The sequence below is a fragment of the Bacteroidia bacterium genome (genome assembly GCA_027493955.1).
Lineage (GTDB): Bacteria > Bacteroidota > Ignavibacteria > SZUA-365 > SZUA-365 > JAOSJT01.
Genome location: JAOSJT010000001.1, coordinates 818,975 through 843,419 on the forward strand (window position 1 = coordinate 818,975; position 24,445 = coordinate 843,419).

Here is a 24,445-nt window from a genome sequence, read left to right on the forward strand (position 1 = left end):
GACACCATGACAACGAACAACAGTGAAGCCATCTACACCAAGGCCTGCGAAGTGCTTCCGGGTGGTGTAAGCCGAAACACCGTGTACCGCCGTCCCCATCCGCATTACGTGGAACACGCGGCCGGTTGCCTGATCACCGATATCGAGGGAGTGACGCGCCTCGATTTCGCAAACAACATGGCGGCGCTGATCCACGGCCACGCGCATCCGGCGATTGTGGAAGCGGTGACCGCACAACTGCAGCGCGGAAGTGCCTATACGATGGCTTCGGGTATAGAGGTCGATTTTGCGGAATTATTGCGGGATCGAACTCCGGGATTCGAAATGCTGCGCTTCGTGAATTCCGGCACCGAAGCCGTCATGGCAATGATCAAGGCCGCCCGCGCTTTTACGGGACGTCCAAAAATCGCGAAAGCGGAAGGGGCGTATCATGGCACCTACGATTTCGCCGAAGTCAGTCAGGTGGCCAATCCCGGAAATTGGGGCGATATCAGCAATCCGAACAGCGTACCGTTGGCCTTCGGCACCCCGCAGGGCGTACTCGATGATGTGGTGATTTTTCCGTACAACGATGTCGAGCGGACCCTGGCCATACTCGACCGCCACGCCGGGGAACTCGCCTGCGTACTCATCGACCCCGTGCCGCATCGCGTGGGTCTGGTCCCCGGCACCGCTGATTTTGTCGAAGCGCTCCATGCCTGGACCCGTCGCAACGACGCGCTGCTGTGCTTCGATGAGGTGGTAACCTTCCGTGTTGCCTACGGCGGCGCACAGGAGAGGTACAGTGTCCGTCCCGATTTGACCGCACTCGGTAAAATTATCGGCGGCGGCTTCCCTGTTGGCGCACTTGCCGGACGTGCGGATGTCATGCAGGTGCTCGATCCGCGCCAGGCGAAGTTGCCCTTCCCGCATTCCGGTACGTTCTCCGCCAATCCGATCACCATGACCGCCGGCTACACCGCTATGACGCTCTTCGATCACGCCGCGGTACAGCGTCTCAACGCCCTGACCGCACAGGCCATCGGGCGCATCGAGGAAGCGATTCGATTGGCGAACGTCCCGGTTTCCATTACCGGCGCAGGTTCCATGTTCCGAATGCACCTTTCCGAGGTAGCGCCGGCCACCTATCGCGAAGCGTGGCAACCGAAAGAGACGCAAAAAGTGATCGAAGAACTCCTGGAATTCATGTACACCGAGGAGCACATCCTCATGATCAACACCTTTGCCTGTATGTTTTCCACCGTGATGGGAACGGCAGAGGTGGACCGCCTCGCTGAAAGCCTCCTCCGCACGTTTCGTGCGCTGAAACCGAACATCGATGCCGTCGCCCGACGGGCAGGAGAATCGCATTCATGAAAGACGTCTATATCTGCGATGCCATTCGCACGCCCATCGGACGCCACGGCGGCGCACTCGCAACCGTTCGGCCGGACGATCTCGCCGCTGCGGTACTCCGCGGTATCCTCGACCGCAATCCTTCCTTACCGCACGACCGCATCAGTGACGTCATTCTCGGCTGTGCCAATCAGGCAGGGGAGGACAACCGCAATGTGGCCCGCATGGCGGTGTTGCTGGCCGGCTTGCCTGACAGCGTACCCGGCATGACCGTGAACCGCCTCTGCGGTTCAGGAATGGATGCGGTGGGGCGTGCCGCGCAGGCCATTCGTGCGGGTGAGGCGGATGTGGTGCTGGCGGGAGGCGTCGAGAGCATGAGCCGCGCGCCGTTCGTTATCGGGAAGGCAGCGGAGGCCTTCTCCCGTAACGTGCAGATGTACGACACCCACCCGGGATGGCGCTTCGTCAATCCATCCCTCGAGACGCTGTATGGTACGGATTCCATGATGCAAACCGCACAGAATCTGGCGACCGACTTCGACATCTCGCGCGAAGATCAGGATGCTTTCGCGTTTCGCAGCCAGGAAAAAGCGGCAGCGGCGCAAACTGATGGCCGCCTCGCGGATGAAATCATTCCGATCACCATCCCTCAATCCAGAGGCAACGCCCTCTGCGTCGATCGCGACGAGCACCCGCGTGCGACGTCCATGGAAAAACTCGCCACGCTCAGATCGCTGAGCGGACCAGCGGGAAGTATCACCGCAGGTAATTCTTCGGGCATTAATGATGGCGCCGCGGCTCTGTTGCTCGCATCGGAAGACGCGGTCAGGAGCTACGGACTTACCCCACGAGTAGTCGTACGGGGAATGGCCGTCGCTGGAGTCCCTCCGCGCATCATGGGTATCGGACCCGTACCGGCGACGAAGTCGCTTCTCGCCAGGCTCGGCATGGCACTCGGGCAGATGGATGTGATCGAGCTCAACGAAGCCTTCGCCGCGCAGGCCCTGGCCTGTCTGCGCGTACTTGATATACCCGACGACGATGCACGTGTCAATCCCCGAGGCGGCGCTATAGCGTTCGGTCATCCGTTGGGCATGAGCGGTGCGCGGCTGATCGTCACAGCCACGTCGCAATTGGTGCATACCGGTGGCAGAAATGCCCTGTGCACCATGTGCATTGGCGTTGGGCAGGGGATTGCCATGGTGATCGAACGGGTGTAGTACCGCCGGCTCCGTCGCGTTCAGAGAGAGCGTGTCGGGCGCTCAGAACACGATGTCCTGATCGGCTAATTTTCTTTCCGACCCGCCGCGGTTCGTCGTGATGTCATGTGGGCGCACGATCGGAGGGGATGGGAGACTCGTTTCCCCGATACCCGAAGATTGTTCCGATGGGACTTACCCTTCATCCCCGCGCCCAGGGCAATGCTAACTGTCGGACTCGGTGCGGACCGTACGGTCCCCAGCGCAGAGTCGTTGTGTCTCTGTCAGGAGTGTCGCACGTGAACCGAGGTCAAAGTCTGACCACGGACAGACGAAAACTCTACGACCGCGGCATCTCCGTCCGCACCTGCGGAAGGCAGCGGCCCTGCGCACAGAGGTGGTTTCCGACGTGCTGCATTGTGGATTCACCCCCGATTTCGGTATCTTACTGAATTACTCACGGAACTTCTCCGTAACTTTTTCGCGCATGATTACGAAATACGGTCTCGACGTTGCCATTCCACTGATCGTCATCAGTCTCGCACTGATCGGAGGGGCGTTTTTGATTTCCCTCACCCCTCTGCGGGTGTTGATGCTCATTGTAGGCATCGGAACACTGGCCTTTACGCTCAATTTCTTCCGTGACCCCGACCGCACAACCCCGGACGTCGAAGGCGGCGTGATTTCCCCGGCGGACGGCAAAGTCGTGAGTATCGCTGTCGTTGATGCTCCGGAGTATCTCGAAGGACGCGCGATGCAGGTGTGCATTTTCATGTCGCCGCTCAATGTGCATGTCAATCGCTTTCCGGTGGACGGGATCGTGGAGTACGTCCGGCATTACGAAGGAAAATTCATGGCTGCGTGGGAGGATAAATCGAGCGATCTCAACGAGCGCACTCTGATTGGGGTGAATACCGGCACGTATCGCCTGCTCTTCAAACAGATTGCGGGGTTCGTGGCACGGAGAATCGTCTGTCCGCTCTCGCCCGGCGATACCGCGCGGGTTGGGGAGCGTTTCGGTATGATAAAATTTGGAAGCAGGGTGGACGTCCTGATGCCCGAAGATGCGGAAGTACAGGTACGGTTGAATCAGCATGTGACGGCCGGAGAAACCGTCATCGCTGTTGTCAGGCGCTGAACACGAGGCATACCGCGTGAAAATCCGTCTCAGCAGATCCATTGTTCCGAATCTCTTCACGGTGCTGAATATTTTTTTCGGCTTCATGTGCATGATTCATGCCTTGCAGGGCAAATATGTGCTGGCGGCCTGGTATGTCATCCTTTCGGCGATATGCGATTCACTCGACGGCTTTATGGCCCGTCTGACGCATTCGGCAAGTGAGTTCGGTGTGGAACTCGACTCGCTGGCCGACGTGGTGAGTTTCGGTGTCGCGCCCTCGTTTCTGTTGTACTCTCTCGTGCTTCACGACTACGGAGCGTTCGGCGCCCTCGTTGCGGCGCTTCCGCTGATACTGGGCGCCTTGCGGCTCGCACGCTTCAATGTGCAACTGGTGGGATTTTCGAAAGAGTACTTTACGGGAATGCCCATACCACTCTCCGCGTTGACCCTGATCTCCTATGTTCTCTTTTTTCATCCTCAGGAGGTCGTTGCCAGCGAGCAACTTCGCATCGGTCTTATCGCGCTCACCGTCGCCTGCGGTATTCTCATGGTCAGCACCATACGGTATCCGGTCATACCCCGCATCTCCATCGGGGCATTCCGCGAAAAACCTTTCGCGATGAGCGCCTTCGCCATCGGTGCTCTCGCCGTACTTGTCTCGCTCGGCAAACTCCTCTTTCCGGTGCTCATGCTCGTTATGATCAGCGGACCGTTTTTTGCCACGGGGCGCCTCATCCGGCGCGGCCATGCGCGCTATTATTCCGTTTCCGACGACAACGACGACGAACATCACATCACAGCTGATTCGAACTGATACAGGAACGTCATGTACAAGGCAGTCATTACCGTGAAACTCCGTCCTTCCATCCTCGATCCGGAGGGCAAAGCCATAGAGCACGCGTTAACTTCGCTGGGCCATACGGCGCTCGGGGGCGTACGCGTGGGGAAACATATCGAACTGAACGTCGCCGCTGCTGATCAGGCGCAGGCCGCGCAACAGGTGGAGGAAGCCTGTCGCAAACTGCTGGCAAACACGGTGATGGAAGATTATTCATTCACTCTCACCGAAATCTGAGGACGCACGATGTCCAGGCTCACTTTTGGTGTCGTGGTTTTTCCCGGTTCGAACTGTGATCATGACGCATATCACGCGGTGAAACACGTTCTCGGCCAGAACGCCGAATTTCTCTGGCATAAGGAAAGCGATCTCAAGGGGGCCGATGTCATCGTGCTCCCCGGCGGCTTCTCCTACGGGGATTACCTCCGTTGCGGAGCGATATCCCGCTTTTCTTCCATTATGAAGGAAGTGGTGCGCCACGCCGAACGTGGCGGACACGTTATCGGCATCTGCAATGGGTTTCAGATACTCACCGAGGCGGGACTGCTGCCCGGAGCGCTGTTGCGCAATGAATCCCTGCATTTTGTCTGCCGTGATGTGCACCTGCGTGTAGAGAATTCCGATACGGCCTTTACCCGAGCTTTTTCGAGCGGACAGGTCATGAGAATTCCCGTTGCTCATGGCGAAGGAAATTTCTATACTGATGAGGATACGCTCAAACAGATCGAGGACGCCGGACAGGTGATCTTCCGCTATGTACAGGCCGACGGCACCGTGCATACCGACGCGAATCCCAACGGCTCACGCAACAATATCGCCGGGATAATCAACCGGCAGGGCAACGTCCTCGGGATGATGCCGCATCCCGAACGCGGGATGGAAGACATTCTCGGATCCACCGACGGCATCGGTGTGTTCGCTTCACTGATCACGACGTTGACGGGCGCTGTCCCGGTTCAATAACAGGAGGTTATCATGTTCGGCAATATCGGTGGATGGGAAATTCTCATCGTCGTTCTTCTCATCCTCATTTTCTTCGGTGCGAAAAAAATTCCCGAGCTCGCCCAGGGCCTCGGCAAAGGAATCAAGGAATTCCGCAAGGCGGCAAAGGACATCCAGGACGACATCAGTCTCGACGAGAAAAAACTCGACGAGAAGAAATAGGCGTCGGCTACGGGCAAGCACCCTTGCGTGCTGTTCAGAGGGTGTCCCGGACCTCGCAGGAGAGGTCAGTGCCGCAAACCGGCGTTCTGTCGGGTGTGTCTCTGGCAGGGCAGCACACGCGGAGCGAGCGCCCGGACACGAGAGTACGGTAGGCGACGTTGTGCGACGGGGAGAAATTGTATACTTCACGATGAATGAACACCGAGCTACGGAATCTTGCCTGGCGCGTCTCCGGAGCGCTTTGGTCGCGATCGAGCGGCAGCGCGCGCTGAACGCGTTCATCGAGGTATTCGGGAAAGATGCTTACGCGCAGGCGGCGGCTGCCGACACGCATCCTCCGGCGGGCACCGCTTCTCCGGTGTCCGGCATGCTGCTCGGCATCAAGGACAACATCAGCATACAAGGGAAGGCCTGCACCGCGGCCTCGCGCATACTGCAGGGCTACTGTGCCCCCTTCGACGCCACCGTGATTACGCGGCTGCGTGAGGCGGGTGCCGTGTTCGTGGGGCGGTGCAATATGGACGAATTCGCCATGGGATCGAGTGGCGAGACTTCGGCGTACGGTGCGACGCGCCATCCCTTCCTCGATACCAGAGTGCCGGGGGGCAGCAGCAGCGGTTCGGCGGCGGCTGTAGCGGCGGGATTGGTTGATGCCGCTCTCGGCAGTGATACAGGCGGCTCTATTCGCCAACCGGCCGCCTTCTGCGGTGTCGTCGGGATGAAGCCCTCATGGGGACGGGTCTCGCGCTATGGTCTCATCTCCTTCGCGCCCTCGTTCGAACAGATCGGCCCCATCGCGCGCAGTGTGCGCGATGCCGCGGCGCTTCTGCTCGTCATGGCCGGTGAAGACGCGAACGACGCCACGACCGCCGCACGTACCGTCCCGGATTATCCCGCGGCCTGTGATCGCGGTGTCGCCGGCTTGCGTTTTGGCATTCTCGATTACGGGAAAAATGACAGCGATGATCCGTTCACCGGCGCCGCGCTTTCCCGTTCTGCGCAGGCGCTTCGGCAACAGGGCGCGTCGCTCCATCCCGTTCATGTGCACTATCTCGACGCAGTGCTTCCGGTGTATTACGTCATCGCGAATGTGGAAGCCGCGGGCAATCTGGCGCGCTATGACGGAATGCGCTTTGGCGCACGCCGTGCGGGCGCGCACTTCGAGGAGGCCATACGGAATGCGCGCACGGAGGGATTCGGTGCCGAAGTGCGCAGACGCCTGCTGCAGGGTGCGTGGATACAGGGTGATGGCCGCCAGGACGAGCACTATCAGCGAGCGCAACGTGTGCGCACAGTGCTGCGGGAGGAATGGGAGAGAGTGTTTGATGTGGTGGACGTCGTTCTTACACCAGTCACGAAGGGCCCGCCATTCATGACGGGGGAGCGCAGCAGCGCGATGGCTATGCGCGCTTCCGACGAGTGTACCGCTGTCGCGAATGTAGCCGGCCTGCCTGCGATGAGTCTGCCGCTGCCGCCGACGCCGGAAGGATTCCCTTGCGCTGTGCAACTCCTCGCGAGACCTTTCGGTGAAGAAGACTTGTTCGCTGCGGCTGCCGCGATAGAGCGCGCCTGCCCCGCTGCGGAAGGATGGGGAGCATGATGCCCATGTCAGACGGGGGCGCATTGCCGCATCCTACCGTACGGATATACACCGATTTTGACGGGACCATCACCCCGGACGATATCGGCGCGCTGCTGTTTCGGCGGCTGTGCGGTGATTCGGTGTTCGATGCGATTACCGCACAGTGGTCCGACGGTCAATACACCGGTGTCGAGATGTACACCCGCCTCGCCGCCTCCGCGACTCCCGCCGGCGAAAGCATTCTCACTGACCTGTTGGTCGATCACGACATCGATCAGAGCTTTCCCGCCTTCGTGCAGTGGTGCGATGCGCACGGCTATCCCGTGACTATTCTGAGCGATGGTTTTGATGCGTACATTGAACCCATGCTTGCGCGCCGCGACCTCCGGCTTTCCGTGCGTTGCAATACACTACGCTTCGAACACCAGCGCGTGATCATGGAATTTCCGTTTGCGGATGAGCGTTGTTACCGGACGGCGAACTGCAAAGCCCATCACGTCGCCTTGCTTTCCCGCGACGAGGACCTCGTGGTGTATGTGGGCGACGGACGTTCGGACTTCGAAGCCGCGGCCATGGCGGATCTTGTTTTCGCACGCGGATTGCTCGAAACGCATTGTCAGATGGAGAATATCACCTTTCGACGGTTTTCGACATTCAACGACGTACGCATCATACTGTCCGGCCTCATCAGCCAGGGCAAACTGCGACGGCGCAAGCGTGCCGAACTGCTGCGCAGGCAACTATGGACGAGCGGCTGACGGGCCGATACAATGGAGCGCACCATGAATGAACCACTGCTACACCCCGGCGCGACGGCGGAACTGTCGCCGAAGCAAATTCTCAAACATGCGGGGCTGTTTCTTCTGACGCTGATCACGACAACGGTGTCGGGCATGCTTTGGCAAAACAAAACAGATTTGTCGGATATCGCAGTAGGGCTGCCCTATGCCTTCGCGGCGCTGTTCATTCTCACCTGCCACGAGTTCGGACACTATTTCGCCGCACGCAGGCACCGCGTCCGTACCACGCTTCCGTTCTACATCCCATTGCCGCCGGTTCCGGGCATGATCAATTTCGGCACGCTGGGCGCCGTCATCCGCACACGCGAACCGATACCCGGCCGCGTTGCGCTTTTCGATATCGGTATAGCGGGTCCCATCGCGGGTTTCATCGCGTCCGTCATCATCCTCGCCCTGGGCTTTATGACGCTTCCGGGAAATGACTTTTTACTGGCCATCCATCCGGATTACGATTTCGCGATCGGCGCCTCCGCTTCGGCGGAGCATGGTCTGAGTCTGCGCTTCGGCACCACACTGCTCTACGATTTCATGCAGGCGGTGTTCGCACGACCCGGAGCCTACGTTCCCCCCATGTCGGAGATGTATCACTATCCGTTGCTCATCACCGGTTGGTTTGGCCTTCTGGTCACCGCGCTGAATTTGCTTCCCGCTGGACAGCTCGACGGAGGACACATCACCTACGCGATGTTCGGCGACGCGCAGAAATACTTCGGTCGCATCATTTTTGCCCTGCTTCTGTTTTTCGGCGGCATGGGCTTTTTTCCTTCACTGCTCGATCTTCTGGGCTTTACGGATGCGGCCCTCGGGCTCATCGCGGCCATCCCCGGCTACGAGGCGTTGTTCTGGCCCGGCTGGCTGTTCTGGGCTGTACTCATAGCCGTGTTCATCAAGATCGAACATCCCCCTGTACCGATAGATGAGGATCTGACCCCGCGCCGGAGAATGCTCGGCTGGTTCTCTTTCCTCATGCTCATCCTCTCACTTTCTCCCGCGCCGATTTACATCGGATAGGGGGAAAATCCGTCCGGGATCGCAGCGGTCATTGTTTTTCGGCGGTACCCTCCGTATGTTGAAAGAGCTTCCCGTGATTGTTGCGTACAAGCCGGGGCATGCTCCGTCGAGTTGCTCCGGCTTCATCATTCCGGAGATCCATCATATTTCACAGACTATGAAACACATGCGCATCACCTGTTTGACAGCCCTGGCGGCGCTGCTGCTGATTTCCTGCAGCAGCGACGACGCGACCGTCGATCCACCGATCACCTCGCCCTCGGTCGTTCTGCGGGATCTGAAACTTTCCGATCTCATCATCGATACGGACACGGTCAATGTCATTCCCGGGCAGGATAAATCGCCGACGGACCCGGTCACACTGCCGCTGAATGTCCGTGTGCGCGTGCTCGGCGCCGCCGCGCTGAACGAAGTGACATGCAGAGTGACTCTCGACGGCAAATCGCAGGTGCTTGCGGAGCTTCCGCTTCAGGCCGCCGGCGGCGAGATCTGGTCCGCGAACCTGCCCCTCGCCATACGCAGGGGAGATGTGGGGGATTACCGCGTGGAAGTGCACGCGATGGACCGCAACGGCTTGAACAGCAATATCGCAGTCTCCAAGGTGCGCGTGGTGTACGGGTCACAACCCCCCGTGATTCACGAGGTGTTCGCGCCGGACACGCTGGAAATTCAATCCACGGCTTTCACCGTCGTGGTCGCCGCACGTGTCTCCGATCCTTCGGGCCTGGCAGACATTAAGGGGGTGTTTTTCAATTCCTTCCTCCCCAACGGGCAACCCTCACAAGGGAATCCCTTCATTCTGCAGGACGATGGTCACGCCGGTTCCGGAGACGACGTCGCGGGCGACGGCATTTACTCGCTCCGCATCACCGTACCGCCCACGGCGATGCGCGGTGTCTATCGCTTTGAGTTCCGTGCGCTGGACTACAGCAACCTCTCCAGTAATTTGTTTATTCACACAATATTGATGAACTGATGATAAGGAACGTCTCTGTCGCGGGATGGCTCATGTTGGGTGCCGTCCTGCTCACAGGCCGAATGTACGCCCAACAGAGCCCTTTCTCCTATACTCTCGGTAAAACGCCGCAGCTCTCCGAGGATCGTCCCTCAAGCAACAGCGCGGTGGATTTCCTTCTCGACGGAAACCGCCTGTGGGTCGCCGGCGGGAAAGGCCTCGAATATACGAGCGATGGCGGAGCCAATTGGGTGCCGTTCGGATCGAAGGCACCGTTTGATCAGGAATCCATCGCAGCAATCGCAGGCAGCGGTGCTACGTTGTGGACCTCCCTCGCCGGATCCGAGAAAACCGATCAGGGTTCGATACCCAAAGGACTCGGACTCGCCGTGTCCACCGATGCCGGCGCTACGTGGAAGCGTATTGACCAGCCGATGGAGGCCAGGGAACTCTCCACCTACGACATCGCCTACGGTGGCAACACCATTAAAGCGCTAGCGGTGACTACGGATTTCAACAACATCACCTATGACATCGCCATGTCGGGACAAACGGTATGGATCGCGAGCTTCGCGGGAGGATTGCGGAAATCCACGGACGGCGGTGTCAGCTTTCAGCCCGTCGTACTTCCGCCTGATTTTCTGGACAGGATAGCGCCCACAGACACGCTCAATTTCGAGTTGTCGCCCGTCAACCGTCCGGATCTCGGCTTACGCGAAAGTCTCAATCATCGGGTGTTTTCCGTACACGCGATCGGGAACGACACGATCTGGGCGGGCACCGCGGGCGGAGTCAATCTTTCGACGGACGGCGGATCGTCCTGGCGGAAATTCTCCTTCAACAATCAGACAAGTCCGATTTCCGGAAACTTCGTCGTTGCCATCGATCACAATTACATCGGTGGAGTGCTGCATGTGTGGGCCGCGACGGTGAATGCGCTCAATCCCACCGAGTTTCGCGCCGTGAGTGTGACGAGCGATATGGGTGAAACCTGGCAAACCTCGCTTCGCGGTGAGTTCACCAATAATTTCGGTTTCAAAGGCGAGGTCGTGTATGCCGCCACGAATTCCGGCATCTACCGATCGGACGACGGCGGTAAAAGCTGGCTGGGATTTTCACGCTTCGTGGATCAGGTGAGCAGACAGGTTTCTGCGGCCCCCAATTGCTACGCCGTCACTTCGCAGGGCGACGAGGTCTGGGTGGCGAACGCCGATGGACTCATGAAAACCCGCGACGACGCGCAGCAGTTTTTTGGCACCACCTGGACCATTCTGCGCGCGGCCGATCCCGTCACCACGGCCGGAACTGTCTATGCCTACCCGAATCCTTTCGCACCCGACGACGAAGTGTGCCGCATACGGTATCGCAGCGGCAGCCGGGGCACGGTTTCGATGAAGGTCTACGATTTCGCGATGTTTCCCGTGCGCACCATACTCAATAACGCCTCACGTACGCCCGACAGCGAACACGACGAGGTGTGGGACGGGACGAACGACGCCGGCGGAAGAGCCGCAAATGGCGTGTATTACATTCAGGTCACGCTTGACGATCTCGATCCTTCGTGGACGAAAATCGTGGTGCTGCAATGAGGGAGGCAGGCTTGATGAACACCCGCACAGCAGTAATTGCTCTCATCACATTGTGTCTGACAACCGTCGCCGTGCATGCACAGGAAGGCACGGCCGGTGTGTTCACCCGCATGGGCTTCGGCGCCCGCGGGCAGGGAATGGGCAATGCGCTCTCCACCGTTATGGACGGAACGATTTCCACCTACTACAATCCCGCCCTCAGTGCTTTTCAGGAGGGATATGTCCTGCATGGCAGCTATGCCTTCCTCTCCCTGGACCGCAAATTCAATCAGGTCAGCTATACGCAGACTCTGCGCATTTACGACAAGGAAGCCGCGGTCTATGAAGCGGAACCGGGCGTACAGTCCATTTCCGGTATCTCCGTCGGCTGGATCAACGCCGGAGACGGCACGATTCAGGGCTACGACAGCGACGGCAGACCGACGGAAGAGTTGAGCGTTTTCGAGAATCAGTTCTACGTGAACTTCGGGACCCGTTTCTCCGATCGCCTCGCCGTCGGCTTCAATGCAAAATTCTACTATTCCGGCTTATACGAGGGCGTCACCTCCTCCGGCTTCGGTGTGGACGTCGGTATTCTCTATCAGCTCTCCCCGACGCTCCGCGTCGCTCTCATCGCGCAGGAACTGCTGAGCAAGTACAAATGGGATACGAGCGATTTGTACGGACCGCAGCGCGGTAACTCGACGGAGGATCCCTTTGCCCGCATCTACCGCGCCGGAATAGGGTATACACTGCCGCGCGAGTACGGTATCGTATCCGCGGAAGTGGAGATGATTGACGGAGATTCGTATCTTGGACGCGTGGGCGTCGAAGTTCCCGTCGTGAAACAGATCACTCTTCGCGGCGGTGTCGAGCGGCTGGATTTCTCCGACAAGGGTATCGATCCGCGTCCGACGTTCGGATTTTCCGTAACGCAGCCGGTTGCACAAATGGAGCCGGTCATTCATTACGCGTTTATTCTGGAACCGATCGCGCCGTCACCCACGCACGTACTGTCCTTCGCTGTGTCATTCTGATCCGGAGACCCGATGTTGCATCGCTCTGTCGTCGTCGTTTTTCTTCTCACCACACTGGCCCTTCCGTCGCAGCTCGTTGCGCAGGCCGGGGGATCCGGTTTGTCGTTTCTGAAAATCGGTGCTGATGCGCGCGCCATGGCCATGGGGGATGTGGGCGTCGTTACCTCCGACCTGGGGGCGGCCGTGTACTACAATCCCGCACTGCTGTCGGACGATGAGAACGCCTCGATCACCATCACGCATAACGAGTGGGTTCAGGATCTGAGTACGGAATATCTCGGCGTCGTGGTGCCGTTTTCGTCGTGGACGCTCGGCATACACATGGGCCTGACCAGTGTGGAGGGAATTGAAATCCGCGACCGCCCGGGAGAGGCGCAGGGGACCTTTGATTCACGAAATTTCGCCGGTGGTCTGAGCATGGCGTTCGCTCTGACAGACGGACTGGACGTAGGCATCACCGCGAAGTACGTGATGGAGAAAATTTACACGGACGCGGCGGACGGCTACGCCTTCGATTTCGGCGCGAGCATCGATCCGTTCGAAGGCGGGGATTTGCACGGCTTGCGTTTTGGCCTCGCAGTGGCGAATCTGGGAAGCATGTCCGAGTTGCGCTACGCCTCCACGACCTTACCGACGCTGCTGCGCGCGGGAGCGTCCTACGACATTCCGGTGCCCTCGCTCAGGAGCACACTGGTTGTCACCGGCGGAGTGATGTCGGTGTTCGAAGATGAAGCGACGCATGCGGCGCTGGGCGCGGAGTTCAATTATGTGAATTCCGTGTATTTCCGTGCGGGGTATCAGAGCGGCTACGAGATCAAGAACGTCTCCTTCGGCGCGGGCTTCGCCTACACGTCGCTGCGCTTCGATTACGCCTTCACGCCGTTTACCGAGAGCTTCGGCGCCGCGCACACCATCGCGCTTTCCATAAGACTCTGACGCGCGGCATGGACGCGCGGAAGCATATTTGCTTCACCTTCGCGGGCGATATTTCCCGTGATTCCCGTCTCCGCCGTTTCGCGAGCACGCTTGCAGACGCCTACCGCGTCTCCGTCATCGCCCTGTCCGACGCTCCGTCTCCACATTTGCAGGATATAGACGTCCGGAATATCCCTCCCGGTCATTCCTCATTGCGGCGCGCGCTTCCCGCGTTCTGGTTTCATGCCGCGCGGATGGCCGAGGCGCTCCGCGCAGATCTCTATGTCGCTTCCGATCTCTATACGTTGCCCGCTGCGGCACGGGCGGCCAAGGCCGCGACGGCGCCGCTGATCTACGACTCTCGTGAGCTGTACACCTCCATCGCGGCACTGCGGGGGAGAGCCCTGACACAGCGCTTTTGGTCCTTGATCGAGCGTGTGTACGCGCCGCGCGCCGACACGCTGCTCACCGTCAATACCTCCATCGCGGACATCCTTCGCGGCAGAGGGTATGGACACGTCGCCGTCGTCAGAAATGTCGCGGACTGGAAGGCGGCCGGACGCGAGAATCTTCTTCGATCCTTGCTCGACATACCGGAAAATGTTGTCGTTTTGCTGTCGCAGGGCGGCCTGCAGAAGGGGAGAGGCGCGCTGCCCATGCTCCGTGCCGTCGCGCAAGTATCAGATTGCGCCCTCGTGTTTCTTGGTGACGGACCGCTGGCGTCCGACGTGTTGCAGCATGCACGGGACAAGGGGATGGCGGAGAGGGTGTTCGTGCTGCCCGCGGTGCCGTCCGTCGAGCTGCAACGCTATACCGTTTCCGCAGATGTTGGAATCTGTCTCATCGAAGCGCTGGGAGAAAGTTACCGGCTCAGTCTTCCGAACAAGCTGTTTGAATATCTGGCAGCGGGATTACCGGTATTGGCCAGTGACGGACCGGAAATCTCCGCCGTGATCAGGGAGGCGGGAGCGGGAATCTCCGTCAATCCCGCAAACGGGCAGGCCGTGACGCAGGCCCTGCAACTCCTCGTACATGATCGGCAGCTGCGCGGTCGCTGCGCGGAGAATGCGTCCATTGCCGCGGAGCACTACACCTGGGAGAATGAAAAGGCGGTCCTTCTCGATGCCATTCGGATGCTTATCCGCCCCTGAACGAAGTGACACGCCACCGTCCGGACCCTGGGAAGCTTTGGAGTATTGTCCCTTCCTAGGAAAAACAGAAAAAGGCTTGAGCACGATGTACTCAAGCCTTTCGGTGCGGAGAGACTGGGATTCGAACCCAGGGTACCCATAAGGGCACAACGGTTTTCGAGACCGCCCCATTCAACCGCTCTGGCATCTCTCCTTTTGGGGCATCGCCTAAAAAAGACGATTTTTAAAGATACGCTAACCGCTTCAAAAACACAAAAAACTCGAAACAATCCGACGACAACAGGAAGTCACCACGAATCTGGTAGTTGATTCGGGGCAGGATCTGAGGAATTGATAGGAGACATCAAATCAATGAAAATGAAGCGTGCGGCAGCTCTAATGTACGCAATCATCACCACTGGCGTCATAGTTTTTCAAGTTGCTTTGGCTGCCGGTGCGCATTGGGGGGAGTTCGCCATGGGCGGAGCCTTACCCGGCCAGTTCCCACCCGCGTTGCGTATAGCAGCACACGTCCAGGCGGTACTGCTCGCGGGCACTGCGGTCGTCGTGCTGGCTAGGGCGGGCCTGATTCTGCCCAATTGGTCTCGAGTTTCTCGACGACTCGTGTGCTTCGTCGTTGCATTCGCGGTACTGAGCTTCGTTCTCAATCTGATCACACCAAGCGCGGGTGAACGGGCCCTCTGGGTACCGATTGCATTTCTTCTACTGATGAGCAGCGGCATCGTGGCGTTCAGAACATCATCGGACCGCCCTTCCGGTGATTGACCCTTCGCCGTAGTTGAGCGTCCCTTCGACTTCGCTCAGGGACCGCCGACACTCGCTCAGGGACCGCCGAAACCCCGCTTGACAGTGAAGCTGTTTACGGACTATATTTGGTCTTACAAGGAGTGCCGATATGAAACTCTCTCGACAGATCAAACCCATAAGCTACCTGAAAGCGCATGCTGCGGAAATCGTACGCACCATGTCCGTGCAAGAGGGACCCCTGATCATCACCCAGAACGGCCAAGCCAAGGTTGTGTTGCAGGATATCGAAAGCTATGAGCAAATTCAGGAGACAATGGCGCTGCTGAAGATTCTTGCTCTCGGCACGCGTCAGGTTGAGGAGGGCAGGGTGCAGCCCGCTGGAGAAGTCGTCCAGCGCCTCCGGAGCCGGAGCAAGAATCGCTGATGTCCCTCCGGGTGTTTCTGACCGACGATGCGTCTCGCGACCTGGAGCGCTTGTACGATTACATTGACTCCCACGACGCGCCGGGAAAAGCGGATTACGTGCTTGATCAAATAGAAAAGTGTTTTTCCAAGCTCGCTGAAAACCCGGAGCGTGGTGCCTATCCTAAAGAATTGCTGGCCACAGGGCTTCGCGAGTACCGGGAGATTTATTTCAAACCATATCGGATTATTTATCGAATCATATCCGACGAGGTTTTCGTTATGGTGATTGGCGATGGCCGCCGTGATATGCAGGCGGTGCTACAGCGGCGATTACTCCAAGCCTGAATCCTGTAGGCATGCGGGAATCCTCCCACATTCACGATAGTTGACCCTTCGTCTCTTCATTCGAACGTGAGAAGGGAGTTCAGCCGCAAGGCCGGATGCAGAATATGCCGGACCGTATTGAAGTCAACCCCGGTAATTTCTCACCCCACCCACCTCTCCACATCCGTCATCAGGAATTCCTCCACTGGTATTCCGTCGCCGTCGACGAGCAGCATGCGGTCGGGATGGAAGGCGGCGTTGAAGCGCTCCATGCCGGGGAGTGTGTCGCGAACGCGTCCGCTTCTGAACGGCCACAGCGCTGAAAACACAGAAATTTCGATAACATGAATCTTGAAGCTACTTGGCAGATGAACATACGATCAAGTGTCGGCGGCAGCGCACCCCTACACGTGTAACTTTTCACGTGTAACTTTTCATGGTGTCAGGGGTTATTTCTTCCTATCTTCAGGTGAAGATTCGCGATTACCTGCTCCCTTACCGTTATGCGGGAAGCTGATCCACTGTGTGAGGAACGAAGATGAGCAAGAGGCAAGGAATTCCGAAGCGTTCATTGTGCTCGATCCTGATGGTTGCGGTATTCGTCGCTCTGTCGAATGGCGCACAGTCACAATCACCGAGCCGCATGGCAGACGAATCGTGGGGAAGCTATTTCGGGGGTGGTCTTTTCGATATCATCACCGCAGTTGCATGCGATGCGGGAGGGAATATCTACGTCGCCGGGGAGTCGACGAGTACGGATTTTCCAGTATTGAATGCCGTTCAACCAACGCATGCCGGTGGATACAAGGACGGTATCGTCGCGAAGTTCGATGCGGGGGGACAACTGCTCTGGTCGACCTATTTCGGCGGCAGCGACCTGGATCGCATCGCGGCTATTACCGTCGATGCCTTCGGAAATCTGATTCTGCTCGGATCGACGCGAAGCGCTGATTTTCCCGTTGTCCAGCCCTGGCAACCACAGATTGCCGGCGAAGCGGATATGTTTCTTGCGAAGTTCCGTCCCGACGGGGTGCCGATCTGGGCGACCTTTTTCGGAGGAAGCGGGATGGAAGGTACGAATACCACGGAAGGGTACGGGGGAGGGTTGACGACGGATGCTTCGGGAGCGATATACGCGGGATTTTTTTCCTCAAGCACGGATATTCCGGTCGCGCATGCACAGCAGGCACAGTATTCAGGTACGACCGATGGTTTTCTGCTCAAGTTCTCTTCGGGTGGAGCACTCGGCTGGTCGACGTATCTCGGAGGAAGCGAGGCAGACGAAATTCTCGGTTGTGCCGCGACGCCGCAGGGAACCGTCGCGGTCTGCGGATATACGCGAAGTGGTGATTTCCCCCTTCTGCATCCCCTCCAGTCTTCGTTTATCCCGAACCAGTTTGACGGATTCGTTGCCGAGTATGATTCCACGGGCGGTTTGCTCTGGTCGACATACGTTGGGGGGAACGGTTTGGATGAAGCGAATCGCATCGTCAGTGACGCGCAGGGGGCGCTCTATGCGGTGCTCACGAGCAGGAGCACGGACCTGCCGGTTTTGAATCCTATTCAGGCGGCAAATGCCGGTCTCCAGGATATCTATATCAGCAAATATGCCGCGACAGGTACACCCGCGAACGGACGGATTCGGGAATGGGCTACCTACCTCGGCGGCTCCGACAATGATCGCGCCTATCATGGTGGGCTGGACGTAGACGCAGGGGGGAGACTGTTGCTCTCGGGCAGCACGCAGAGTGTGGATTTCCCTCTTCGGAGCGCGTTTCAGAAGCAGAGGAATACGCCATACGAGATGTTCGTCAGCGTACTGAATCCGGACCGATCAATGTTGTTCTCTTCCTACTTCGGCGGTTCCTCCAACGACCTGGCATACCAATCCGAGTTCGACGGTAAAGGCAACATTGTCGTTGCCGGGCGTACGGACAGTCCGGATTTCCCTATCATCAACGGATGGCAGCAGACACATGCGTCCACCGACGGCGTCATTCTGCGCATTCCGGCGGTCGGTCCCTCTTTCGGTATCCCAACCGCTCCCGTTTTCCTGCGCGTTATTGAGGCGTACGCCACCCGTTTGCTCCTGGAATGGACAGACCTCTCCGATCATGAAAGCGCCTTCGTCCTCGAACAACAGATGCCGGACACGTCGTGGTTTCCGATCAATACCATCCCGGCTAATACCGAGCGCTTTATGGTGGAACATCTCAGGCCGGAAACCGAATATCGTTTCCGCATGAAGGCCATCAATCCAATGTATGAGTCCGATTACTCCAACGTCGCAATCGACACGACGCTGCGTTTTGCTCCACCGTCGAATCTACGGGCGGTGCGCTCTACCGAGGTGACTGTTACCCTCCGGTGGGATGATCAGTCCGACAGCGAATCGGGTTTCGTAGTCGAGAGCAGTATGTCGGGCTTCGGATGGCGTATCGTCGATACAGTTGATGCTGATCTCACGGAATGCTCGGTATGGGTGGGAGCGCCATCGACGGTTTCGGAATTTCGTGTCCGGGCTGTGGAAGGAAGCTACGCGTCGGCCTACTCGAACATCGAAACCGCAGCCACGCTTCCGTTCACACCGCCAGGGCAGCTTACCGCGCAGCCGTTTTCATGCGAAGAAATCACACTGAACTGGACCAACGAATCGCTATCGGAGACTGCCTTCATCGTGGACATCCGAAACGGGCTGTCGTGGATCCCGGTCGATACCCTGGCACCCGAATCCACGACAAGCTCGATACGGGGACTGGCTGCATCGACGCCATACACTTTCGGCGTTCGTGCGATGATACACGCAATCAATTCGGGATACGGTGATACGGTTTCGACAACGACGCTTGGGTTTCTTCAAATGCCGACGAATCTTCAGGGCTTGGTGCTGTCCTCAACAGAAGTGAGGTTGGATTGGGAAGACAATGCGGCAAGCGAAACGGGATACGAAATCTGGCAACGCATCGAAGCGGGTATCTGGCAACTCGCTTCTACTGTTAACGCGAATGTCACGGGCCACCTCCTCGCCGCCCTTCCGCCCGATACGAACCTTGCATTCTTTGTCCGTGCCGTTTCTGCGGGAGCGGTGTCGGGGCGTTCGAACGAGGTCGCGCTCACAACACGTGCGGCACCCTCCACACCGAGGAAGTTGACCGCTGTACCAGTGAATCATCATTCGATCCTTTTATCTTGGGAGAGCGGATCGGGGAACGAGACCGGTTATGAATTAAGCCGGAAAATGGAAGGAGGGGATTGGGTAACAATTCGGGTGACCGGTGCCGACACCACCTTCGTCACCGATGATAATCTGCAGCAGGCAACATCGTACCATTATCGCGTACGTGCCTTCAATGCGCGCGGATACTCGGTCTGGTCTCCGGAAGAGATAGCCGTGACGCCGGCGGTTCCTATCCCATCGGCTCCGTTCGGTCTGCGGGTTCGCGCAATCGATGCGCGCAGCGTGGAACTGCAGTGGATCCTTCCACCGCCACACTATGAGGATGGGGTACAGATCGAGGAATCGCTTACGGGAGATGCAGCAGACTTCACACTCCTTTATCCTTTTGCTCAAAAGGGAGCTGAGCGATATATACGCAGCGGTCTCACGCCCGAGACACTCTATTACTATCGTATCCGTTCGTACAATAGCTCCGGATTTTCACCCTTCACGGACACAGTCAGCGTCACCACACCGGAAGCGAATTTTCCAGCTATTCCCCAGGATATCATCGTGCACGCAAGCGCCCCGTCGGTCATCGAGCTCGCATGGACGATGCCTTCGGATTCGAAGCCGGAAGATGGATTTGAGCTACAGCGTTCGCTCACTGCCGCACCGTCCGGATTCTCCGATGTAACACCGGCTCCGGGCCAGCATGCGCGCACGTATACGGATTCGGGTTTGACTGCAGAGACGCGCTATTACTATCGTCTGCGGGCGTTCAACAGTTTCGGAACGTCCGATTGGTCCGAAACTGTGAGCGCCATCACGCCAAAAATACGGATAACGCCGGCCTTGCTCGCGGCAGTGGATGAGAAACGACTTCTTGCCAAACGCCTCGAAGCGCTGATCCCCGAAGGCCCCGTGGAAATGCAGACTCTCCGTTATCTCCTCGGCGATTACACGCGCGGTTATGACGAATCGGCCGCCTTGGGATTGCTCGACCGATGGTCGAATGTCGGCGCAGAACAGCCTGACAGCGCTGTCGAGGCGCTGAAGCGCTACATGTTGTTCGAGGAGGCGCTGGAAATGAGTTGGGGCGATCCATCCGCGATTCCTCCTCTCGTGGGAGTCGGAGATGTCGCTCGCCAGGCCGGACGCGCACCTGCGGTGCTGAGCAAGAATCTGATCGCTCTTATGCTCGCGTGGAAACAGCAGCGAGGACTTGCCGGCAGACGGCCGGATCTCGAGAACGCGGCGATGGAGGATATGGTGCTTGCCGTCGCCGATAACCTGCAGCAACTGCTCGTGCGCATGGGTGCGAACACGGGTACAACCTTGAACCGATTCGTCGAGAGCGCAGTGCTCCTCCGTGGCGACGTGCCGGAATGCAGCGCTTCCTTGATGCTTTCCCTGTCTGATTTCTGGTGTGAGCGCATGCTCGGTCGATATTACTTACCGTCGACGCAGCCGCTCATCCCCAGGTACGCCCTGAAAACCGAGGAGATGCTGTTTAGCGGTACCCATTCGGCTGCTGTGGGGAGACGTGACGCGTTTCTCTCCAACCTGCGTCTCGATATCGATACCCTGAGCTCAGGGTTTCAGGATTTCATAGATCTCTGTTATGAGTTGGATGCCGCAGCAGACATCGGAAAGTTGCCTGCGACCGAGTCCAAACAGTTTCTCGGACGGCTGACGGCGCTGCGTACGAAGTTGATGGAGGCGATGCATACCGTGCTGACGCAGGCTGCCATCCCGGTGGAGAACCTCTTGTTCCTGTCTGCGGTCGATTCCGCTGTCGCTGCCATTCCATCGGCGCTGATGCATGCGGGTGAATCCATATTCAATCCATCATTGTCCGGCATCTCAAGCAGTGCCGGCGACTCATTCTTCCACAGACGCACAGTCCCTTCAATCCAGGTCGTTCAGGACATCGCTGACGATGCTGCACTTCTACTCGCACTGAGGGAGCATGTCATTGCGGGCGACACGGCATATGTATCCGCAAACGCAGGGGCCCTGCGTCGCAGCGGGACGGAAATGGTCTCCGCATTAGAACGCATGCAGCGACCACTGGCGGGCATCCCTCCGCAGAAGATGTTCGAGAACGAGTCTGTGCGTAAGGAAGTCTATGGTACACTCGCGGATCTGCAGCGGGTGAAGACGCGGCGTCTGCTACTTTCGGCCGGACTCTTCGACTATCTGATTTCTCCGGAAGACGGCAAACAGGCGAACCTTATCACGGACATCGATTCCATTGCGGCGTTGGTACCGCTTGCCATCGACGCGCTCACCACGTTGCGGAGCCGAATCGAGGTAATGATCACACAGCCCGCACTCCTCTTCGATCGGGCAACTGTACGGCGAATCGGTGGCTCCAATCCCGCGAGCTGCCGGCTCCGATTCGCCGTCAGGAATGTTGGAATGAATATGACGGTGCCAGGATCCGTTCACATCGCTTGCCTCACGTCTGGTGTGGGTGCCGGCATCGAGTGGATCGACATCGGAGTACTCTCCGCGTCGGAGGAGATTGAAGATAGCCTCGACATCGAGATTGATGCGGATATCGACGCCATCCTTCTGCAAGCGCTCATGGTTGACGGAAATGATCGCAGCCATGTCGACCGCCGCGCAGTTGCGATAGAACAATCGACGACCAACATACGACAGAGCAGGCCGTTTCCCGCCGCCGCGGTGCTGCAGCAGAACTACCCGAATCCCGCAGGACGTGAGACGATTCTTCCGTTTACGCTCCAACGCACGTGTCGAGCGAGGATCCGCGTGTTCAATCTCCTGGGCGAAAAGATCGCGGACATATATGACGGATATCTTCCGGCAGGGGAGTACCGTTTCCCCTTTGACTGTAGCCGACTGCCTGCCGGTGTGTACCGCTATCAGCTTGACGTCGGAGGAAGCATTAGCACGAGGCTGATGTTGCTCGTTCCGTAGGGAAATATAATCTGGAGATAGTGCTCCGATAAGCGCACATTACCCGGCATTATAGCAGGAAAATTGTTGCTTCGGATTTCACCGGTATCGCCGTTGCACGCGCTATTAGCACGTTGAAGCACCTGTCAGTGCAGCTCTCACCCCACCCACCTCTCCACATCCGTCATCAGGAATTCCTCCACCGCTATGCCGTCGGCGCCGACGAGCAGCATGCGGTCGGGATGGAAGGCGGCGTTGAAGCGCTCCATGCCGGGGAGTGTGTCGCGAACGCGTCCACTCTTGACTTCTATGGCCGTCAGGCCGCGCTTGCTTTGAATGACGAAATCCACTTCGCGGTCGCCATCGCGCCAGTAGTACAGCTCGAAATTTTTGTTCGACGCCGCATTCAGCAAATGGGCACCGACGGCGGACTCAACCAAATGGCCCCAGAATACGGGATCGCGCCGGGCTTCCTCGTAAGTGTAGCCGGACTGCGCGGAGATCAGCGCGTTGTTGTACACCTGGAATTTGGGACTGGAGCCTCGCTTGCGGACGGCTTCGCCGGCGAATTTCTGTAAGCCTCCAAGCAGACCGGAAGCCGAAAGCAGGTCGAGATAATGTGCCAGGGTGGTTGTGTTGCCGGCATCCTGCAACTGCCCGAGCAATTTCGTATACGACAGTATCCGCGATGAGTATTGGCAACCAAGCTCGAACATCCTCCGAAGCAAGACAGGCTTGTCGATACGTGTGAGCATGAAGACATCGCGCGAGATGGAGGTTTCAATAAGCGCATCGCGTATGTAGCTGCTCCACCGCGACGCATCGTCGATCAATGACGCGGATCCCGGATAGCCTCCGTGGTAGATGTACTGCTCGATGGTCCAGCCAAATGCTTGCGACATCTCCGCAGCCGACCAGTGGGGGAGGTGGAGGGTCTCGAAGCGCCCGGCAAGGCTCTCCGTCATTCCGCGATGCATCAGCAACGGTGCGGAACCGAGCAGTATTACGCGAATATCCCGTTGTGTCCGCGTATCCTCGTCCCAAAGCCGCTTCACCGTCTCGGACCATCCCGGAAGCTTCTGGATTTCGTCGAGTATGAGCAATGAGGATGCATCTTTCGAGCGGAGGCGGGCGATTTCCCACTGCTGTGCTATCCACACATCGCCGAGGGAACCCGGCTCGTCCGCGCTGGCGTAGTGCGCCGACATTCCCGCAACCTCGATGAGTTGGCGCACCAGTGTGGTTTTCCCGACCTGCCTCGCACCGGTCAGGATCTGAATGAATCTCCGCGGCTCCGCAATGCGCCCAGCCAGTACCTCGAATTCTGATCTGCGAAACGCTTGAAGCATCAGTATCTCCGTTGCCTGCTTTCCTTAACCTGGCCCCTGAGCGACGTTGATGGGGCGAATATTACTCAATATGCTGAGTAAAAATACTCAATACCTTGAGTATAATCAAGTTCTGATTAGAATCCACAGTTGAAGGAATCGAATAGATAAGAAGTGCTTAATGCATTGCAATAAAAGGTATTACGTCGATCGGATAGACCAAAACATAAGATATTACAGCCGTATCTTCGGCTGTCCGGAATCAGCAAGGCGAACGCTGTATCCGCGTTCATCCGCTCCAACCATGGCCACCGACGACAAGCCGCGTATCCCAACTGATCCATATAGCGCAGAGTTGTGCATTTACATGCTCAATACATTGAGTAAAAATACTCATCGTATTGAGTAAATGTGACGTCCAGTGTGGCCAAGTACTTTGACTGTACATCAGAAGAGCATGCGGGTGATCAAATAAAACACCCCGCGAAATGTGCGAGGTGTTTGCCAAGTTCGCAGCAGGGGCCGTCCGTTTGTCGTCCGGTATCGCTTTCCTCGCTAACGCAGCAGTGTCATCGCACGATGCAGGACAACGCCGCCGGCTTCGATGCGGCAGAAGTAGACGCCGCCCGGGAGGGCCGAAGCGTCGAAATCGATGACGTGGCTGCCGGCTTCGCGCAGCTCGCCGTCGACGGAATGCGCCACTTCGCGGCCGAGCACTGGACCTGTTTCTCTCCCGGATTGAACATTGAATCAGTCAGCGCAATTATACAAAAAACAACGATAAAGACAATCAAACATGATAAGCATCGCTAATATGCAGGTGCGAAAAAACGAGCTTAACAGCCGCGCTCGGCTATTACAACCGGACACGACTTCGCCAC

22 protein-coding genes and 1 tRNA gene are annotated in these 24,445 nt (G+C 58.0%); 19 read left to right on the plus strand and 4 right to left on the minus strand.

Features of this window, described 5'->3' with window-relative positions:
- The first annotated feature begins 6 nt into the window (after nucleotides 1–6).
- The 15 genes from M5R41_03250 to M5R41_03320 all read left to right on the plus strand — a co-directional run bounded on the left by M5R41_03250 (nucleotide 7) and on the right by M5R41_03320 (nucleotide 14,675).
- Nucleotides 7–1,356, plus strand: a complete 1,350-nt coding sequence (locus M5R41_03250) for an aspartate aminotransferase family protein (GenBank protein MCZ7555406.1) — start codon at nucleotides 7–9, stop codon at nucleotides 1,354–1,356.
- The gene (gene pcaF, locus M5R41_03255; protein ID MCZ7555407.1) at nucleotides 1,353–2,555 is read left to right on the plus strand and encodes a 3-oxoadipyl-CoA thiolase; all 1,203 of its coding nucleotides are present in this window, start codon (nucleotides 1,353–1,355) and stop codon (nucleotides 2,553–2,555) included. Before M5R41_03250 ends, pcaF begins: the two co-directional genes overlap by 4 nt.
- 466 nt (nucleotides 2,556–3,021) lie before the next feature.
- Nucleotides 3,022–3,672 carry a phosphatidylserine decarboxylase family protein gene (locus M5R41_03260; protein MCZ7555408.1) on the plus strand — a complete coding sequence of 217 codons (651 nt, stop codon included), beginning with the start codon at nucleotides 3,022–3,024 and terminating at the stop codon, nucleotides 3,670–3,672.
- Between the two features lie 16 nt (nucleotides 3,673–3,688).
- Complete coding sequence (pssA, locus tag M5R41_03265; GenBank protein ID MCZ7555409.1) at nucleotides 3,689–4,468, plus strand: CDP-diacylglycerol--serine O-phosphatidyltransferase; 780 nt, start codon at nucleotides 3,689–3,691, stop codon at nucleotides 4,466–4,468.
- 12 nt (nucleotides 4,469–4,480) lie between these two features.
- On the plus strand, nucleotides 4,481–4,729 hold the full coding sequence (purS, locus tag M5R41_03270; protein ID MCZ7555410.1) for a phosphoribosylformylglycinamidine synthase subunit PurS: 249 nt from the start codon (nucleotides 4,481–4,483) through the stop codon (nucleotides 4,727–4,729).
- A 9-nt stretch (nucleotides 4,730–4,738) separates the two neighbouring features.
- Nucleotides 4,739–5,455 (plus strand): phosphoribosylformylglycinamidine synthase subunit PurQ, encoded by a 717-nt coding sequence (gene purQ, locus M5R41_03275; protein MCZ7555411.1) that lies wholly within the window; start codon nucleotides 4,739–4,741, stop codon nucleotides 5,453–5,455.
- Nucleotides 5,456–5,467: 12 nt separating this feature from the next.
- On the plus strand, nucleotides 5,468–5,656 hold the full coding sequence (gene tatA, locus M5R41_03280) for a twin-arginine translocase TatA/TatE family subunit (GenBank protein ID MCZ7555412.1): 189 nt from the start codon (nucleotides 5,468–5,470) through the stop codon (nucleotides 5,654–5,656).
- Nucleotides 5,657–5,846: 190 nt separating this feature from the next.
- Nucleotides 5,847–7,256, plus strand: coding sequence for an Asp-tRNA(Asn)/Glu-tRNA(Gln) amidotransferase subunit GatA (gatA, locus tag M5R41_03285; GenBank protein ID MCZ7555413.1), 1,410 nt, complete (start codon nucleotides 5,847–5,849; stop codon nucleotides 7,254–7,256).
- Nucleotides 7,253–7,996: an HAD-IB family phosphatase gene (locus M5R41_03290; protein ID MCZ7555414.1), complete on the plus strand. Its 744-nt coding sequence runs from the start codon at nucleotides 7,253–7,255 to the stop codon at nucleotides 7,994–7,996. The genes gatA and M5R41_03290 overlap by 4 nt, the downstream gene beginning before the upstream one ends.
- Before the next feature lie 24 nt (nucleotides 7,997–8,020).
- Nucleotides 8,021–9,049, plus strand: a complete 1,029-nt coding sequence (locus M5R41_03295) for a site-2 protease family protein (GenBank protein MCZ7555415.1) — start codon at nucleotides 8,021–8,023, stop codon at nucleotides 9,047–9,049.
- Nucleotides 9,050–9,206: 157 nt separating this feature from the next.
- The gene (locus M5R41_03300; GenBank protein MCZ7555416.1) at nucleotides 9,207–10,025 is read left to right on the plus strand and encodes a hypothetical protein; all 819 of its coding nucleotides are present in this window, start codon (nucleotides 9,207–9,209) and stop codon (nucleotides 10,023–10,025) included.
- Complete coding sequence (locus tag M5R41_03305) at nucleotides 10,025–11,593, plus strand: hypothetical protein (GenBank protein MCZ7555417.1); 1,569 nt, start codon at nucleotides 10,025–10,027, stop codon at nucleotides 11,591–11,593. Before M5R41_03300 ends, M5R41_03305 begins: the two co-directional genes overlap by 1 nt.
- A gap of 14 nt (nucleotides 11,594–11,607) precedes the next feature.
- Complete coding sequence (locus tag M5R41_03310) at nucleotides 11,608–12,609, plus strand: hypothetical protein (protein ID MCZ7555418.1); 1,002 nt, start codon at nucleotides 11,608–11,610, stop codon at nucleotides 12,607–12,609.
- A gap of 12 nt (nucleotides 12,610–12,621) precedes the next feature.
- Complete coding sequence (locus tag M5R41_03315) at nucleotides 12,622–13,545, plus strand: PorV/PorQ family protein (GenBank protein ID MCZ7555419.1); 924 nt, start codon at nucleotides 12,622–12,624, stop codon at nucleotides 13,543–13,545.
- Nucleotides 13,546–13,553: 8 nt separating this feature from the next.
- On the plus strand, nucleotides 13,554–14,675 hold the full coding sequence (locus M5R41_03320) for a glycosyltransferase (protein ID MCZ7555420.1): 1,122 nt from the start codon (nucleotides 13,554–13,556) through the stop codon (nucleotides 14,673–14,675).
- A 106-nt stretch (nucleotides 14,676–14,781) separates the two neighbouring features.
- Here M5R41_03320 and M5R41_03325 read toward each other — a convergent pair.
- Nucleotides 14,782–14,868, minus strand: a tRNA-Ser gene (locus M5R41_03325).
- A 158-nt stretch (nucleotides 14,869–15,026) separates the two neighbouring features.
- Between M5R41_03325 and M5R41_03330 the strand changes: the two genes are divergently transcribed.
- The 3 genes from M5R41_03330 to M5R41_03340 all read left to right on the plus strand — a co-directional run bounded on the left by M5R41_03330 (nucleotide 15,027) and on the right by M5R41_03340 (nucleotide 16,172).
- Nucleotides 15,027–15,440, plus strand: coding sequence for a hypothetical protein (locus tag M5R41_03330; GenBank protein ID MCZ7555421.1), 414 nt, complete (start codon nucleotides 15,027–15,029; stop codon nucleotides 15,438–15,440).
- A 130-nt stretch (nucleotides 15,441–15,570) separates the two neighbouring features.
- Complete coding sequence (locus M5R41_03335; protein ID MCZ7555422.1) at nucleotides 15,571–15,846, plus strand: type II toxin-antitoxin system Phd/YefM family antitoxin; 276 nt, start codon at nucleotides 15,571–15,573, stop codon at nucleotides 15,844–15,846.
- A complete protein-coding gene (locus M5R41_03340) occupies nucleotides 15,846–16,172 on the plus strand; it encodes a type II toxin-antitoxin system RelE/ParE family toxin (GenBank protein MCZ7555423.1) in 327 nt (108 codons plus the stop codon). The genes M5R41_03335 and M5R41_03340 overlap by 1 nt, the downstream gene beginning before the upstream one ends.
- A gap of 140 nt (nucleotides 16,173–16,312) precedes the next feature.
- Here the strand turns inward: M5R41_03340 and M5R41_03345 are convergent, their stop codons facing one another.
- The gene (locus M5R41_03345; GenBank protein ID MCZ7555424.1) at nucleotides 16,313–16,480 is read right to left on the minus strand and encodes a hypothetical protein; all 168 of its coding nucleotides are present in this window, start codon (nucleotides 16,478–16,480) and stop codon (nucleotides 16,313–16,315) included.
- A gap of 314 nt (nucleotides 16,481–16,794) precedes the next feature.
- Between M5R41_03345 and M5R41_03350 the strand changes: the two genes are divergently transcribed.
- Nucleotides 16,795–22,257, plus strand: coding sequence for a fibronectin type III domain-containing protein (locus tag M5R41_03350; GenBank protein MCZ7555425.1), 5,463 nt, complete (start codon nucleotides 16,795–16,797; stop codon nucleotides 22,255–22,257).
- 137 nt (nucleotides 22,258–22,394) lie between these two features.
- On the opposite strand, the gene M5R41_03355 is transcribed toward M5R41_03350, so the two are convergent.
- Entirely contained in the window at nucleotides 22,395–23,585 is a 1,191-nt protein-coding gene (locus M5R41_03355) for an ATP-binding protein (protein MCZ7555426.1), read from the minus strand.
- A 534-nt stretch (nucleotides 23,586–24,119) separates the two neighbouring features.
- The gene (locus M5R41_03360; protein MCZ7555427.1) at nucleotides 24,120–24,266 is read right to left on the minus strand and encodes a hypothetical protein; all 147 of its coding nucleotides are present in this window, start codon (nucleotides 24,264–24,266) and stop codon (nucleotides 24,120–24,122) included.
- Nucleotides 24,267–24,445 lie beyond the last annotated feature (179 nt).